This is a genomic window from Mesorhizobium delmotii, from assembly GCF_900149755.1.
Taxonomy (GTDB): domain Bacteria; phylum Pseudomonadota; class Alphaproteobacteria; order Rhizobiales; family Rhizobiaceae; genus Mesorhizobium; species Mesorhizobium delmotii.
This window is the reverse complement of the sequence record NZ_FUIG01000041.1, coordinates 140,687-155,693: the sequence shown is the minus strand read 5'-3', so window position 1 is coordinate 155,693 and position 15,007 is coordinate 140,687. Positions and strand designations below refer to the sequence as shown.

Genomic DNA, 15,007 nt, shown 5'->3' with positions numbered 1-15,007 from the left:
TGCAGGGAGCCCGGATGGAGTTGAAGTTTGGATTGGTGGAGCAATGGATCGATCAACGCCGCAATCTGACTCCATCCACGATCTACGCCCGAAAGAGAGCCTATCGGACGGCCTTCGGGACATTTTGATGGGGGAGGAGCGGGGAACGATGAAGGATCGATCTTAGAACCAACGGTGAGGAGAACATGAGTTCACCCTGTGGGTTCTGGTGCTGAACGTGAGTTATCTTGAGTGGTATCTCTACTGGTATAACTCTTGGAAGAAATCCTAAAGGGTAACCTGAGATTCTTGAGACACTCAGGTATAACTTAAGTTCCCCCCTATAGTCCCCCCATTGAGAGGACATCGAGGTGCAAGAACCTGGTTGTTTGTCTTCCCTGATTTTTGGTCTTCCCACCTCCCGTCTGCGCGCTAGTGGTTTCCGCCTAACATAAGAGTCCGATTTGGGATTCCCTTTCGGGAGTGCGCATGCGAGACGAATGGGCTTGTCAGACATGCGTTAAGAGGGGGAAGGGCCACCTCAGTTGGCGCCCCCCCAAAGGAGAAACGCTTAGGCAGGTATCAGAACGGAGATCCGGTGGATCCCGACTTCCTTGCTTATGTTCGTGGCTTGGTCCGTTTTGCCTTTGCCGCAGGTATAGTACTCACCTTTCTTAACGTTAAATTTCTTATCGGGGTTCGTCTTCTTGATGGTGAACTCACCAGCGGTGATAAAACAGACCATGTCGTTGTCCATGACGGATTCTTTGTCGGCAGCCCCAGGTTGGAATACTACATCGAGCACTAGAATGCTTTTGACGCCTGTCATATCCGAGTCCCAAGTGCCTACTTCCACTATGCGAACGCCGGGGGCAAGCTCCTTACCGTCATTTGGGCCATATGTCGGGACGATCTCTGCGGCTCCCGCGGGCGTCGCTAAAGCAAATAGAGGCGTCGCGGCGGCTGTCGCTAGACCGATCGTCAATGCAGACCGACGATTGATCTCTTCCATGGGGTTTTCCTCCTTAGTCCAAACGTGCGCGCATGCGCACAAAAAGACTCGGCGCTTGGGATGGCCTACTGTCAAATCAATTTTGGCCCAAGCTACCCTGTGGTTTCCGCCCCCGACCCCGACAAGATCATCGCTGCCGTCAGACTCGGGCACCAAGCGTTAGACTCTATCCACTAGGAGGTCAGACGCATCCGTGAATCCTTGGGAGGGCTTCAAGAGCCTTCCGGTTCTCGGGTGTCAGTGCATAGTCCCCGTCCGCTTGTGCCTCGAAATCGAGTTGGTTGATGAGCGCATCGCGTCTCCTCCAGAAACTGCAGGAGCGCCAGCGGCGGCCGGAAAGCGTCTGGACGATCCATTGAATGTTGTTGGGGCAGTTGATGATGCGGGTGGTGTCGTTGAGCGTGACGATGATGTCACCATAGTTATTGCTGGTTTCTTTGTTCGTCATAGGTGCTTGCGAATGCAAGCCGACACATGGTCGGCGATAGGCCTCCATCGCCACGGGGAGGGCGGATGGAGTCGAATGGTCGGACGGGACGTAGTTTTCCCTGTCCGAGATCAAGGCGAGTTCCATCCACGGTCTGAGAATGGAGTGGGTAGGGAGGCTTGGCCGGAAGCTACAGGTCGATCACGCTGACATTAGAGCGGGAGCTACCCAGCACTTCCGACCAAGGGTGCAGCGATGGCGTTTCTCGACTCGCAGAGGGTGGATTGAGTCGGTTGCGAAGTTTGCCGGTTATAGACAGCCCGGCGAGTGGCGAGCGCGTTCGGTCCGGGCTCTGAGAGTCCGCGAGGCTATGCTTCGTGACCATCCCGAAAGGACTTCAGTTCATCGTCTGAATAGCGCTGGGTGAACCAGCGGGGCATGAGGTCTCGGGTGTCCTTGGGGCGACGCCTGCCAGCCGCGACGATCTCGGAGATCTGATCGTACTCCAGGTAGCAGGTGTCCGACGGGAGCCACCCGAGGAGTCGGAAGGACCAAAGCGTCGAAAGCACGGCCTTGATTCCATCGACGTTGAGCCGGTGGTTGTCCCGAGCGCGTTGCAGGTCTTTTGTTGAGCAGCCCTCGGGCACCATGGCCCCACAATGGGCGAGCCTTCGAGCGGTTCGGGTGTAGCGTACTGGCAGAGGAGCATGGCGGCTGTGATGCCAGTTGTGACCAACGGGGAAAGTCGCGGCTAGAGAGGGTCTGGCGGGAATTGAACGCATTGCATCGACTGCCGCAGTGACTTCGGCATCAGCGGTATAGGTCATAGGTTGTCCATAGATATAGTGTTTTAGGCGCAGATAGGCGCAAGATATCGTAAGTTGCCCTCGGCGGTCAGAAGGCACCACCTAGACAAACAAAAACAGGGAACAGACGTGAGGACACGTTGGTATCTCATTATGAGGGGGTAAAACAGGGTGCCGTGTAGACGCGACCACCAAGCCGTTCGCATGTATTTCTATACGGGAGGCCCAAACGCTACATTAGTCAAATCTAACGATTGGTTCTCTTATCTGAATGGGTCCCTAATGTGGTGCCAAGATCATGATTGGATTATACCACCGGCCAAGTCATCCAAAGAAAACAGCAGCTTGATGACCGCTGCGTAAACTCTGTATCAGGTACAGAGTGGGGGCGTTGCAGTCGTCGAGGCAGCAGCCTTCGCGGCCAGAGCTTTTACGCAGCCGGTTATGTTTTGCTCACTAGTTTCAGTATGGCAACTTAATCAACCCGGCTCTCCGGTGCCGTCGAAAACGATGGAGTGGGTGTAGCCGCTTCGCATGGTGACCACGGCCCGCCTGAGGGTCTTGCTGTCGCTCTCAAGGTCGATGCGCTGCACGAGACTGGAGATCAGCCTTTGGGCTTCCTTCCGGTCCTCCTTGGTCAGCCGCCTAACCTCCTCTTGGTCCATTGTAAAGTCCACAACAGCAGCCTCGCTCTCACGATACCGCGCGTCATTCTCGCGGATGGCCACTATCTCCTTACGCTTCGCCTCTATCTGGCGGGCCAGTGCATCGGCCTGCCCTAGGAGAACCTTGCGGACATCGGCAGTCTCAGCATCGGCAATTCCGGCAAGGATGTTGCTCTGCTTGAACTCAAGTGCCCTTATGTCCTCCTCAAGTTTCTCAGAGAGATTGGGGGCCGTGTGGTCCTGCGATATAGGAACGGCCAAGAAGCCGATGCGGTCAATCAACTCCCGCTCGAACTGGTCATAGCGCCAATTAGGTGCGGTGCATCCTGTGCGCTTGAACGTCTTCCCGGTGCAGATGAAATATCCCCATGACACCCCGCCCTTCTTGGAAGACGTGAGAACCATCGGGGAGCGGCAGTGAGCGCAGTATACCATGCGAGAAAACAGGTTCGCTGTGCGACCTATCTGTCTACTGTGGCGGCGGGCCTTGGTTCGCTGCCGGGTGGCCAGCCATTCCGTCTCACTGATCAGTGCAGGAAAATAGCCGGGGACCTCATCGCCCTTGAGGACGAGGCACCCATAGGCGGCTGGGGAGCGGAGGACATCACCGACGACAACCTGAGACCAAGTGTTCCCTCCGGGGCTTGGGATGCCCCGAGTGTTTAGTATTTGTGCGATGGCCTGCTGCCCATGTCCCTCCTGGGCAAGCTCGAAGATCAGCCGCGCGTCGTTGGCGCGTTCATTCAGCCCGTTGGTCTCGCGGTCAATCCAGAAGGGCAGCTTCGCGACCTTGATCCGCCCACCGCTTGCCACAGCTGCCTTCGCTTTCGTAGCCTTACGCTCCCATGCCCCTTTGACATTGTGAGAGAGCCTGAGTGCGTAATCGTTTGCTGCCTTCATCATCAACAGCGATGAAATCGACTGCATGATGTCGTTGCGATATCCATCCCAAGTGTGAACACGATTGTCGATCAGCGTCACGACGGTAACGCCAAGTTTTAGAATCCCCTCGAAGCTATCCCTGGCGTCCATCGGGTTTTGACGACTGAACCTGTCCATCGCCTCCAGCAGTAGGACTGTATCGAATGGGATCGTTCCAGACTTCACGCCATTGATGAAGCGCCCGAGCCCCTGTTCGAGATTACGGCCTTTGAACGCGCTTACGCCATCATCAAGCAACTGCCTGTCGAGGGTGAGACCGAAGGATATGCAGAAGTCCTCAGCGTTCTTGGTTTGCCGGGCTAAGCTGTCGCCGCTGGCTTGCTTGCCAGAACTCCAGCGAGCGTAGGAAATCGCGAGGCGTCCTTTGAGGTCGCGCGGTTGCAGCATGGTTCGAGCGTCTCCTTGGTCTGGAGATCACCCGATATCAGTATGCAGAGTTAAAGTCTAGTCCAGGTCTGGCTCCTGCAGATCAGCCCGCCGAGCACGCAGCCGCTCATCTTGAGCGAAGCGCCCGAGACCGAGGCCTTGCCCGAATAGGTCTTGTCGGTTTCCGGGTCGGTTATGGTGCCCGAATATTTGTTGGCGCCGGACACCTTGAACGAACCGATCCGCTTGCCGGCAAATTTGCCTGATTTGAGCGTGATGGAAAATGCACCGCCGCCGCCCGCAATGGCGGCAGTCGAACCGGCTTGCGTTTTCCAGTTGCCTTCGATCGGATCGGCCCAAGCCGCGCCGGCCATGATCAAGGTGGCCGCAAGGGCCATGCTGATTTTGCGAACCATGTTTCTCCTCCCTGTGGGCATCCGGCCGGGTGTTCCGCCCCGCCGGTCTGCCTTTTACGCAAACGTAAGCTAATTCACCTCCCGACAAAACAAAAGCGGTGCCGCTGCGGAAGACTTCAGGATTTTCTGGGCGGTCTCATCGGTGGGAAATGAAACGTTCGCAACTCCGTCTTTGTCTCCCGTGGTTAGCGGAGTCTTGATCTTCGCCTCGCAAATTTTCGTCAAATTTAGTGCAAACCGGCGCAATTGCTGGCTTTGCATCCTTAACGAATTCTCGCGTTTACCTCTTGTTTTAGCTTTGTTTTCCTCAAATTAAGCACGCCACTTAACCCCGGATTCAAGCCTCCGGTTCATTCTCGAAAGCATCGAAAGAGCGGCCGCCCCCAAGGGTTATCAACAGACACCAAGGGACAGAACGAGGCAGCTCTCGGGAGCCTGACAGGGGCTAGAACAGGGGATTGAAATGGCACGTTTTGAAATGCCTGAAGCCGGCTTCGGCGCCATGGGGGCAACTGCCCAGGCCGACATCCTTTTCGAATTGGGCATGATGTATGCGACCGGCCGCGATTGCGAGACCGATGTCGTCGCCGCCCACAAATGGTTCAACATCGCTGCGATCAAAGGCTCGGTCCGCGCCGCGGAACTGCGCTCGGAATTGTCGGCTGCCATGTCGAAAGTCGAGATCGCCAGGGCGCTGCGCGAAGCCCGCGAATGGATGACGATGCACTAAGCTGGCCCTGAGTTCATCAGGCACTGAGATCGCCGACAGGGACGCTTCAGGTCAAGGCCGCGCAAGACGGTCGTACCAACAATGACAAGAACGCGGCAGGCCGGATACAGCCAAGCTGCGCGACGGACAGGGAAGGCGAGCGGTTTTCGGGCGCGGGAGCGTTCGGGATTGTTCGATCGACAAAAGCCGCGACCGGCCGGAACAAGGCAGGCGCGGCTTTTGTGTTCAGGCCTCAGGTTGCAGGCCCAATCGAGTGCCGCCGATGCGCCTAGACAGGCTTGGCGAAGGGTGAGATTCTCCCGGCCACTCTGGAAGAGGCGCGACCGGGACGGCCGCGCGAGAGTGGAGGAGTTGTATCACCATGAAAAAGTTGGGTATTTTGAGCGCGGCCATAGTGGGCCTGGTGATGAGCGCGCCGATTGCCTTCGCCGAAGACATCACCTTTTCGGTGGTCGGACCGATGACCGGACAGCTTGCCACCATCGGCGACCAGTTCAAGCAGGGCGCGCAAGCCGCCGCCGACGCGATCAACGCCGCTGGAGGTGTCGAAGGCCGCCAGATCAAGCTCGACGTCCAGGATGACCAGTGCGATCCGAAGCAGGCGGTTTCGGTCGCCAACCGCATCGTCGCCAACGGGGTCAAGTTCATCGATGGCCATGCCTGCTCGGGCTCGAGCATCCCGGCCTCGGCCGTCTATGCCGAAGCCGGTGCGCTGATGATGAGTCCGGCTTCGTCGAACCCAGAGCTGACGGACGCGGCGGCGAAAGCCGGCTGGCCGACGATCATGCGCCTTTATACGCGCGACGATGCGCAGGGCGCCTTCATCGGTCCATGGATCGCCAAGAAATATGCCGGCAAGAACGTCGTCATCATGCATGACAAGAGCGCCTATGGGCAGGGCGTCGCCGATGCCGTCAAGGCGACGATGAACCAGAACGGCCTCAACGAGATCCTCTACGAGGGCATCAACGCCGGCGAAAAGGACTACTCGGCGCTTGTCACCAAGCTCAAGGAACTGAAGGCTGATGTGGTCTATTTCGGCGGCTACCACCCCGAGGCCGGCCTCATCCTGCGCCAGTCGGCGGAACAGAACCTCAAGTTCCAGCTGATCATGCCGGACTCGATCGCCACGCCGGAATTCTGGCAGGTTGCCGGCCCGGCCGGCGAAGGCACCATGTTCGTCTTCCCGTCGGATCCGCGGGCGAAGCCCGAAGCCAAGGAAGCCATCGAAAAGATCAAGGCGGGCGGCTTCGTGCCCGAGGGCTTTACGCTGTTCTCCTATGCCGTGATCCAGGCCTTTGCCGAGGGTATCAAGCGCGCCGGCAGCGACGACCCGGCCAAGGTTGCCGAAGCGTTGAAGAACGGTGAGCCGATCAGCACCGTCGTCGGCTCTGTCACTTTCGATGAAAAGGGCGACCTCAAGAACGTCAGCTACGACATCAACCAGTGGCACGACGGCAAATACGCGCCGATCCAGCCGTAACAATTGGCGTCGCTTGCGGTAAAACGGAAATGGCCGCGTCAGACCGGCCATTTTCATTTGGGCATGCGTCTGTGGCGCGTGTCTTCAACGTCACCTTTTGAATGGGGGAACAGCGGTCAGCCGTGGGCTTCCTCGGCAAAACGCACCAGCACGGTCCCGTCGGTGACCTGCGCGCCTTCCGCTGCGATTTCGGCGATCGTGCCGTCATGGGTGGCGGAAATCGTGTGTTCCATCTTCATCGCTTCCAGGATCAACAGCGGCTGGCCCTTGATGACGGCCTCGCCCTTGGCTGCACGCACCAGCTTGACCAGACCCGGCATCGGCGCCCGCAGGCTGTCAGAACCGGCAGCGATTTCGTCGGCCCTTGCCAACGGGTCCGGCACCGCGAAGCTGTAGCCGACGGCGCCCGAAAAGACAGTGACATGGCCCGGCCAGCGGGCAATGCGAGAGGCAGCGCGCAGATCAAGCGCGCTGTTATAAGGTGCGTCCAGTGCCACTTGGAAGCGCCCGTCCGGCGGCAGTACCGACACTAGCGCGACAATCTCGTCCTCGCCGTAGCGCAGTCGCGTGCGCCGCGGAACAGTGTGGAAATGCGCATAGCCGGCAAGCGACGACCATGGATCGTCGGACAGCGCCTGAGCCCCTGCGCCCGATGCCGCGAGCGCGGCTGCTGCGATGATCTCGCTGCTCGGCGGCGGGACCGCGGTGAGCGCTTGCTGATGCCTGCCGATCAGGCCGGTATCGACATCGCCTGCCGAAAAATCCGCGTCAGCGGCAAGAGCAGCGAGAAAGGCGGTGTTGACGGTCGAGCCGGCGATCTCGGTCTGCGAAAGGGCTATGCCCAGCGCTTCGAGCGCCGCCTGCCTGCCCTTGCCGTGGACGATCAGCTTGGCGATCATTGGATCGTAGAACGGCGAGATGGCATCACCGGCCCGCACGCCGGTCTCGATCCGCATGCTGGTGCCCTCGGGCGCGGTATCCGGAAATTTCAGGTGATGCAGCGTGCCCGTCGCCGGCAAAAAACCCTTTGCCGCGTTCTCGGCATAGATGCGCGCCTCGAAGGCGTGACCGGAGAGCGTGATCTCGCTCTGCGTCTTCGGCAGCTTTTCGCCGGACGCCATCCGCAACTGCCACTCGACCAGATCGATGCCGGTGACCATTTCGGTGACGGGGTGCTCGACCTGCAGGCGAGTGTTCATTTCCATGAACCAGAAGCGGTCGGCCTTCAGCCCTTGCGAGGCATCGACGATAAACTCGATCGTGCCGGCGCCGGAATAATTGATCGCCTTGGCGGCCTTCACCGCCGCCTCCGTCATCGCCTTGCGCAATGCCGGCGTCATGCCGGGGGCGGGGGCTTCCTCGATCACCTTCTGATGTCGGCGCTGTGCCGAGCAGTCGCGCTCGTAGAGATGCACGACATTGCCGAAGACATCGCCGAATACCTGAACCTCGATGTGGCGCGGCTTCTCTACATATTTCTCGACCAGCACGCGGTCGTCGCCGAAAGCGGCCTTGGCCTCGCGCCGCGCACCCGACAGCGCCTCGGAAAAGTCGTCGGGGTGTTCCACGCGCCGCATGCCCTTGCCACCGCCACCGGCGCGCGCTTTGATCAGGACGGGATAGCCGATCTCGCGTGCCTTGGAGGCGAGCAGCACAATCTCCTGCGCCTCGCCGTGATAGCCAGGCACGACAGGCACGCCGGCCTTCTCCATCAGCCGCTTGGCCGCGTCCTTCAGCCCCATGGCACGGATCGAGGCGGCCGACGGGCCGATGAAGACGAGCCCCGCCGCCGTCACCTGGTCGACGAAATCAGGGTTTTCCGACAGAAAACCATAGCCCGGATGGATGGCTTCCGCGCCGGTGGCCAAAGCCGCCGCGACAATCTTGTCGCCGCGCAGATAGCTTTCGCCAACAGGCGAGGCGCCGATATGCACCGCCTCGTCGGCCATCTCGACATGCAAAGCCCCGGCGTCGGCGTCGGAATAGACGGCAACGCTACGTACGCCCAGCTTGCGCGCCGTGCGGATCACCCGGCAAGCGATCTCGCCGCGGTTGGCGATCAGGATTTTGGCGAACATGAAACCTCCCGGATTTTCCGCGGGCGGTGCCAGTCAGCCAGGCGACTGACTATTTGGAAAGCGCGATCTGACAGCCGCCGCTCGCAAGCCTGACTTTCCACTTTTTCAAGCCTGACTGACAGTTCCGCAGCGCCAAATCTTCCGCCGCCTTTTGCGACGGTGCGTTCAGCCGCGCGCCGCAAATGATGGAGATGTCGACGACGCGCGAATAAAAGGTCGTTGCATAGGCTGAATGGCCGCTGGCCGCCACATAGGCGTTGTACGTCTTGGTACACGGATCCTTCGGGTTTCCAGCCAAAGTCGGGTAGAAACGGATGTCGCCTTTGTTGCCCGCCAGTGATTCCGCAGCGCTGCTGCCTGGAGCAGCTAATATAAGAAGCCCTACAAGTATCGATACAGTAGTTTTCTGAGAAAGTCGCAGTCTCATCTTCGCCCCATCCCCATGGAAATTGCAAATCAGCAATAGCCGCAATTTTTCCGTCTGGCCAGTTCGATGTTTGAAAATGAGTCTGAAGGGTGTGGATGGGATTTCTCATCGGGACAGGTCACGCTCCCGCCAGGCGCAGCAACGCCTGCTGGTATAGTTCTGCCGTCTGCTGGTCGAAGCAGCAGAAAATGACAGTTTCCGGAACCGCGTTCTGGCCGACGAAGGCGCTCACAGTGCCAACGGCGATCTGCGTCGCCTGGTCCTTTGGATACCGGTATACACCGGTCGAGATCGCCGGGAATGCCACTGTCCGGCAATCCTTGGCGACGGCGAGTTCGAGCGACCGGCGATAGCAGGAGGCGAGCAGATGGGCTTCACCTTTGCCGCCGCCTTGCCAGACCGGACCGACTGTGTGGATGATATAGCGTGCCGGCAGCCTGTAACCCTTGGTGAGTTTTGCCTCGCCGACCTTGCAGCCATTGAGTGTTCGGCATTCGGCCAGAAGCTCAGGGCCGGCCGCCCAGTGAATGGCGCCGTCGACGCCACCGCCGCCCAGAAGTGACGTGTTGGCGGCGTTGACGATGGCATCGACCGCCAGCTTCGTAATGTCGCCGATATGAACGCGAATCCTCTGATTGATTTCGCTCATCTCACATCCTGAACACGCCGAACCGTGTCTCCTCAATCTCGGCGTTCAGCGCGGCTGAAAGGCTGAGCGCCAGCACCTCGCGCGTCTTGGCCGGATCGATGATGCCGTCGTCCCAGAGCCGGGCGGAGGAATAGAGCGGGTGGCCTTCATGCTCGTATTTCATCAGGATCGGCTTCTTGAATTTTGCCTCCTCCTCCGCGCCCCATCCCCCGCCTTTGCGCTCGATCCCCTCGCGCTTGACGACGGCCAGCACGGTGGCCGCCTGCTCGCCGCCCATCACCGAAATGCGGGCATTCGGCCACATCCATAGGAAGCGTGGCGAATAGGCGCGTCCGCACATGCCGTAATTGCCGGCGCCGAACGAGCCGCCGATGATCACGGTTACCTTCGGCACCCGGGCCGTGGCGACGGCCATCACCAGCTTGGCGCCGTCCTTGGCGATGCCGCCGGCCTCGTATTTTCGCCCCACCATGAAGCCGGTGATGTTTTGCAGGAAGATGAGCGGGATCTTGCGCTGGCAACACAGCTCGATGAAATGCGCGCCCTTCAGCGCGCTTTCGGAGAACAGCACGCCGTTGTTGGCGATGACGCCGACCGGCATGCCACTGAGATGGGCAAAGCCAGTGACCAGCGTGGTGCCGTAATTCTGCTTGAACTCATCGAAGTCGGAGCCGTCGACGATGCGGGCGATCACCTCACGCACGTCATAGGGCTGGCGCAGATCGGTCGGCACGATACCGTAGAGCTCATCGGCTGCATGAAGTGGCGGACTCGGATCGCGAAGTGCCAGCCCGATCTCCTTCTTTCGATTCAGGTTCTTGACGATGCGGCGCGCGATCGCCAGCGCATGCTCGTCGTCCAGCGCAAAATGGTCGGCAACGCCGGAAAGCCGCGTGTGGACGTCGGCGCCGCCCAACTCCTCCGCGCTGACGTCCTCGCCGGTGGCGGCCTTCACCAGCGGCGGGCCGCCGAGGAAGATGGTCGCCTGGTTGCGCACCATGATCGTCTCGTCCGACATCGCCGGCACATAGGCGCCGCCCGCCGTGCACGAACCCATGACGCAGGCGATCTGTGGTATGCCCGAAGCCGACATGTTGGCCTGGTTGTAGAAGATGCGGCCGAAATGGTCGCGGTCGGGAAACACCTCGTCCTGATTGGGTAGATTGGCGCCGCCGCTGTCGACCAGATAGACGCAAGGCAATCTGTTCTGCAGCGCGATTTCCTGGGCGCGCAGATGCTTCTTCACCGTCAGCGGATAATAGGTGCCGCCCTTCACCGTGGCGTCGTTGACGACGACCATGACTTCGGTGCCTTCGACGCGGCCGATGCCGGCGATGATGCCGGCCGATGAGATGTCTTCGCCGTACATCGACCATGCAGCGAACTGGCCGATTTCAAGGAATGGCGAGCCGGTGTCGAGCAATTGGGCAAGGCGCTCGCGCGGCAAAAGCTTGCCGCGGCTCTGGTGCCGTTCACGCGCTTCCTCCGAGCCGCCACGCTCGACGGTTGCCGCCTTTTCCGCAATGTCGGCGACCAGCGCCCGCATGCGCTCGGCATTGGCGCGGAAGCTGTCGGAGGCGGGCGAGATCTGCGAGGTGAGGGGGGCCATGGTGTTACCGGATCAGTTCGATCTTGCAGCCGATATCCAGGTCGCTCCAGTCACGGTCAGCGGTGACGGCAATGGCGTTCTCGCGAATTGCCAGTGCGAGGCAGGCCCGGTCGCCCAGCGACAAGCCGCGATGCCGCGTCAGCTCGCGAAGCTGACCGGCGGCGATGCCCATCATTTCGTCGAAAACAGCGACCGGCATGCCGAGGCTGGCGAGGTCGTCTGCGGCCTCTTCCATGCTGCGTCCCCTGTCGATCAGCTTGGCGATGACTTCAGCCGCATTGACGGAGCTGCATTGCGCGTCCGGCGCGAATCCCAAGGCGATATCGGTGCCTGTCTCGTTGAGCAGGATCGCGAGCGCCGCCGAGCTGTCCATAACGTAGAGTTTCACTTCGCTCCTTTCCTCGCCGTTCCTTCGGCGTGAAGCCGGTCCAAACGCTTGTCGCTTCGGTGCTGTTCTTCCCGCCGCTCCTTCAGAAATTCGTCGACGACACTCTCGCCCGGCTTTTTCAACGCCGACAATTCCGCCTGGACGCGCCTGAGATTCCGAAGCCACGACCTTACCCGCAACTCGCCGTTCTCGACATGAAGGATCAAGTCTTCGCCAGGCTTCACGCCCATTTCCTCGCGCATCGCAGCCGGGATAACGAAGCGTCCGCCCTCGCCAAGTCTAACGCGCTCGCGTTTCGCTGGAACCCGGAGCGGAGTTTTCCGAGCTCCGGCCTCGAATTGTGTTTGCGGATTTTCGTCAAACCCAGCCCTTTCGGTTCCGTTCGCCATAGTCTGCCTCGTTCCCAAAATGTGGCACATTCCAGTCATTGTGGCACAATTTCCTATTCATGGCAAAGATTCAAGAAAGGGACCGCTAGATCGCCTCCGCCATGATTTCGCGCCCGATCAGCCAGCGGCGGATTTCGCTGGTGCCGGCGCCGATCTCATAGAGCTTGGCGTCGCGCAAAAGCCGCCCGGTCGGATAGTCGTTGATGTAGCCGTTGCCGCCCAGCAGCTGGATGGCGTCGAGCGCCATCTGCGTCGCCTTCTCGGCAGCGAACAGAACGCAAGCGGCTGCGTCCTTGCGGCTCGTCTGGCCGCGGTCGCAGGCGGCGGCGACGGCATAGACGTAGGCGCGCGCGGCGTTCATCGTCGTATACATGTCGGCCAGCTTGCCCTGCACTAGCTGGAACTCGCCGATCGGCTGGCCGAACTGCTTGCGCTCATGCACATAGGGTACCGTCACATCGAGGCACGCCGCCATCAGCCCGATCGGGCCGCCGGCGAGCACGGTGCGCTCGTAGTCGAGGCCCGACATCAGCACTTCGACGCCGCGCCCTTCCTCATGCAGCACATTGTCGAACGGCACCTCGACGTCTGAAAAAACCAGTTCGCCGGTGTTGGAGCCGCGCATGCCGAGCTTGTCGAGCTTTTGCGCGACGGAAAATCCGGCAAAATCCTTTTCGACGATGAAGGCGGTGATGCCGCGCGAATGGAGCTCCGGATCGGTCTTGGCATAGACGACCAGCGTCTCGGCGTCTGGGCCGTTGGTGATCCACATCTTGGTGCCGTTGAGCGCGTAGTGGTCGTTGCGCTTTTCGGCACGCAGTTTGAGCGACACGATGTCGGAGCCGGCGCCGGATTCCGACATTGCCAGCGCGCCGACCTTTTCGCCGGTGCACAGCGCAGGCAGATATTTCTGCTTCTGCGCCGGCGTTGCCCAGCGATTGATCTGGTTGACACAGAGGTTGGAATGAGCGCCGTAGGAGAGGCCGACCGATGCCGAGGCGCGGGAAATCTCCTCCATAGCGACAACATGAGCGAGATAGCCCATGCCGGTGCCGCCGAAATCCGGATCGGCGGTGATGCCGAGCAGGCCGAGCCCACCGAGCTCGGCCCACAGATGCGCCGGAAATTCGTTCGAGCGGTCGATCTCGGCGGCGATCGGCGCAATCTTGTCCTGGGCGAAGCGCCGCACCAGGTCGCGCAGCGCCTCGATGTCTTCGTCAAGCCCGAAGTTAAGTGTGTGCGTGTACATGCCGTTCCTCCCGGCGCATGACTCCGAAATCGAATTCGATTTTCGCGGTGGATCATGCGCAAAATCAAAGTGCTACAGCGTCGTTTGCTCGCCCGGCGCTGTAGGTCGTTGTCGCGCTGCGGGCCTTTGCTCCAACCAGGCGCATCGTCATTGAAAGATATGTGGCGGTTACCTCCGAGATCGATAGCCGCTCGCCCGGCCGGAACCAGACGATGACGCCGGTCATCATCTGGATCAGCGCCATGGCAGTCAGCCCCGTGTCTTCGACGTCGAAGACACCGGCTTCTGCGCCGTCGCGCAGAATGGCGCGCAGCTCCTTTTCATAAGTCGTGCGCATTCGCAGGATCTGCGTCAGGCGATCATGCGACAGGCTGCGCAATTCCATGTTCGAGACATGGGTGGAGTGGCGGCGTTCGATGTGGAAGGCGATGTGGTTTTCGACATAGGCGGCGAGCCGCGTCGCCGGATCGGCCACGACGGGGCGCGCCGCATTCCATGCCTCAATCAGCCCTTCCATATGCTCGCGCATCAGCGTGAACAAGAGGTCTTCTTTGGTCGGAAAATAGCGATAGAGCGCCGCGGCCTGCACGCCGACCTCGGCGGCCAGCTGGCGCATCGACATTGCCTCGTAGCCAAGACGCGCGATCAGGCTGACCGCCGCCTCGCGGACCGCTGCCTCGGTCTTTTCCCCGTCAGAACCGGTCGTGCGCGCCATGATCGCCTCTCGAATGGCGCAATAATAAAACGAACGTTCAATTAATTCAAGCGTGGATTCGATTCCAAGATAAATGACCACGTCTTTTAAATAGTTGACTTAGTCAATCGATTTGGCGATGATCCTGCAGCGTAGAAATCTCCTGAGAAGGAGCCTGCCATGCCGGATGAGCGGAATGCCATGGTCACCGAAATCCGCCATTTCAACAGGTTCTACACCAGCTTGATCGGGCTGCTCGACGAGACCTTGATGCAGAGCACCTACACGCTGACCGAGGCGCGGGTGCTGTTCGAGCTGGGTCACCGGGCGGGCGCCGTCGCTAGCAACCCGAGCGGCGAGGCAGGGTTTCTCGCGCGAGCGTTCCATCTCGATCTCGGGCCGGCGGCGTCCTGGATTGCCGGCGAACTCCGGCTGGACCCTGCCTATGTCGCGCGGATCCTCAGAAAATTCGCCGCCATGGGCCTGATCGAACTGCGTGCCGACCCGGACGACCGGCGTCGGCGCATCCTGTCGCTGACCGCGCGGGGAAACTCGGAACTGGCCACGCTGCAGGCGGCGGCGGACCGCGATCTTACCCGGCTGACGGCCGGCCTGGCCGACAACGAAGCCGCCGAGCTTGCGGACGCCTTGAAGCGGGTCATGTGCCTGCTCGGCGACGGGGGGAAATAGCGGCAGGG

The 15,007-nt window shown here is 60.3% G+C and carries 16 protein-coding genes; 3 read left to right on the top strand and 13 right to left on the bottom strand.

Annotated features, from left to right (window positions below):
* Positions 1-550: 550 nt before the first annotated feature.
* From BQ8482_RS24090 to BQ8482_RS24070, 5 genes are all read right to left on the bottom strand, one after another.
* Entirely contained in the window at positions 551-991 is a 441-nt protein-coding gene (locus BQ8482_RS24090) for a hypothetical protein (RefSeq protein WP_123149859.1), read from the bottom strand.
* 181 nt (positions 992-1,172) lie between these two features.
* Positions 1,173-1,565, bottom strand: a complete 393-nt coding sequence (locus BQ8482_RS24085; protein ID WP_133254823.1) for a hypothetical protein — start codon at positions 1,563-1,565, stop codon at positions 1,173-1,175.
* 221 nt (positions 1,566-1,786) lie between these two features.
* Positions 1,787-2,245, bottom strand: coding sequence for a hypothetical protein (locus BQ8482_RS37800; protein WP_133254822.1), 459 nt, complete (start codon positions 2,243-2,245; stop codon positions 1,787-1,789).
* A gap of 458 nt (positions 2,246-2,703) precedes the next feature.
* Positions 2,704-4,218: a recombinase family protein gene (locus BQ8482_RS24075; RefSeq protein WP_123149856.1), complete on the bottom strand. Its 1,515-nt coding sequence runs from the start codon at positions 4,216-4,218 to the stop codon at positions 2,704-2,706.
* A gap of 50 nt (positions 4,219-4,268) precedes the next feature.
* Positions 4,269-4,613: a DUF2147 domain-containing protein gene (locus BQ8482_RS24070; protein WP_123149855.1), complete on the bottom strand. Its 345-nt coding sequence runs from the start codon at positions 4,611-4,613 to the stop codon at positions 4,269-4,271.
* 463 nt (positions 4,614-5,076) lie between these two features.
* On the opposite strand from BQ8482_RS24070, the gene BQ8482_RS24060 reads away from it, so the two are divergent.
* Together BQ8482_RS24060 and BQ8482_RS24055 are read left to right on the top strand one after the other, a co-directional pair.
* Positions 5,077-5,343 (top strand): SEL1-like repeat protein, encoded by a 267-nt coding sequence (locus BQ8482_RS24060; protein WP_027152750.1) that lies wholly within the window; start codon positions 5,077-5,079, stop codon positions 5,341-5,343.
* Between the two features lie 361 nt (positions 5,344-5,704).
* On the top strand, positions 5,705-6,826 hold the full coding sequence (locus BQ8482_RS24055; RefSeq protein ID WP_123149853.1) for a branched-chain amino acid ABC transporter substrate-binding protein: 1,122 nt from the start codon (positions 5,705-5,707) through the stop codon (positions 6,824-6,826).
* Between the two features lie 116 nt (positions 6,827-6,942).
* Here the strand turns inward: BQ8482_RS24055 and BQ8482_RS24050 are convergent, their stop codons facing one another.
* The 8 genes from BQ8482_RS24050 to BQ8482_RS24015 all read right to left on the bottom strand — a co-directional run bounded on the left by BQ8482_RS24050 (position 6,943) and on the right by BQ8482_RS24015 (position 14,330).
* On the bottom strand, positions 6,943-8,904 hold the full coding sequence (locus BQ8482_RS24050; protein WP_123149852.1) for an acetyl/propionyl/methylcrotonyl-CoA carboxylase subunit alpha: 1,962 nt from the start codon (positions 8,902-8,904) through the stop codon (positions 6,943-6,945).
* 49 nt (positions 8,905-8,953) lie between these two features.
* Positions 8,954-9,331: a hypothetical protein gene (locus BQ8482_RS24045; RefSeq protein ID WP_123149851.1), complete on the bottom strand. Its 378-nt coding sequence runs from the start codon at positions 9,329-9,331 to the stop codon at positions 8,954-8,956.
* Between the two features lie 118 nt (positions 9,332-9,449).
* On the bottom strand, positions 9,450-9,980 hold the full coding sequence (locus BQ8482_RS24040; protein ID WP_123149850.1) for an O-acetyl-ADP-ribose deacetylase: 531 nt from the start codon (positions 9,978-9,980) through the stop codon (positions 9,450-9,452).
* 1 nt (position 9,981) lies between these two features.
* Positions 9,982-11,589, bottom strand: a complete 1,608-nt coding sequence (locus BQ8482_RS24035; RefSeq protein ID WP_123149849.1) for a carboxyl transferase domain-containing protein — start codon at positions 11,587-11,589, stop codon at positions 9,982-9,984.
* A gap of 4 nt (positions 11,590-11,593) precedes the next feature.
* Positions 11,594-11,977, bottom strand: a complete 384-nt coding sequence (locus BQ8482_RS24030; protein WP_123149848.1) for a type II toxin-antitoxin system VapC family toxin — start codon at positions 11,975-11,977, stop codon at positions 11,594-11,596.
* Entirely contained in the window at positions 11,974-12,366 is a 393-nt protein-coding gene (locus BQ8482_RS40145; protein WP_123149908.1) for an AbrB/MazE/SpoVT family DNA-binding domain-containing protein, read from the bottom strand. The genes BQ8482_RS24030 and BQ8482_RS40145 overlap by 4 nt, the downstream gene beginning before the upstream one ends.
* A gap of 85 nt (positions 12,367-12,451) precedes the next feature.
* Positions 12,452-13,615 (bottom strand): isovaleryl-CoA dehydrogenase, encoded by a 1,164-nt coding sequence (locus tag BQ8482_RS24020; protein WP_123149847.1) that lies wholly within the window; start codon positions 13,613-13,615, stop codon positions 12,452-12,454.
* A 64-nt stretch (positions 13,616-13,679) separates the two neighbouring features.
* Positions 13,680-14,330 carry a TetR/AcrR family transcriptional regulator gene (locus BQ8482_RS24015; RefSeq protein WP_123149907.1) on the bottom strand — a complete coding sequence of 217 codons (651 nt, stop codon included), beginning with the start codon at positions 14,328-14,330 and terminating at the stop codon, positions 13,680-13,682.
* A 159-nt stretch (positions 14,331-14,489) separates the two neighbouring features.
* Here BQ8482_RS24015 and BQ8482_RS24010 point away from each other — a divergent pair, with 159 nt between their 5' ends.
* Positions 14,490-14,999, top strand: coding sequence for a MarR family winged helix-turn-helix transcriptional regulator (locus tag BQ8482_RS24010; RefSeq protein WP_123149846.1), 510 nt, complete (start codon positions 14,490-14,492; stop codon positions 14,997-14,999).
* The last annotated feature ends 8 nt before the right edge of the window (positions 15,000-15,007 follow it).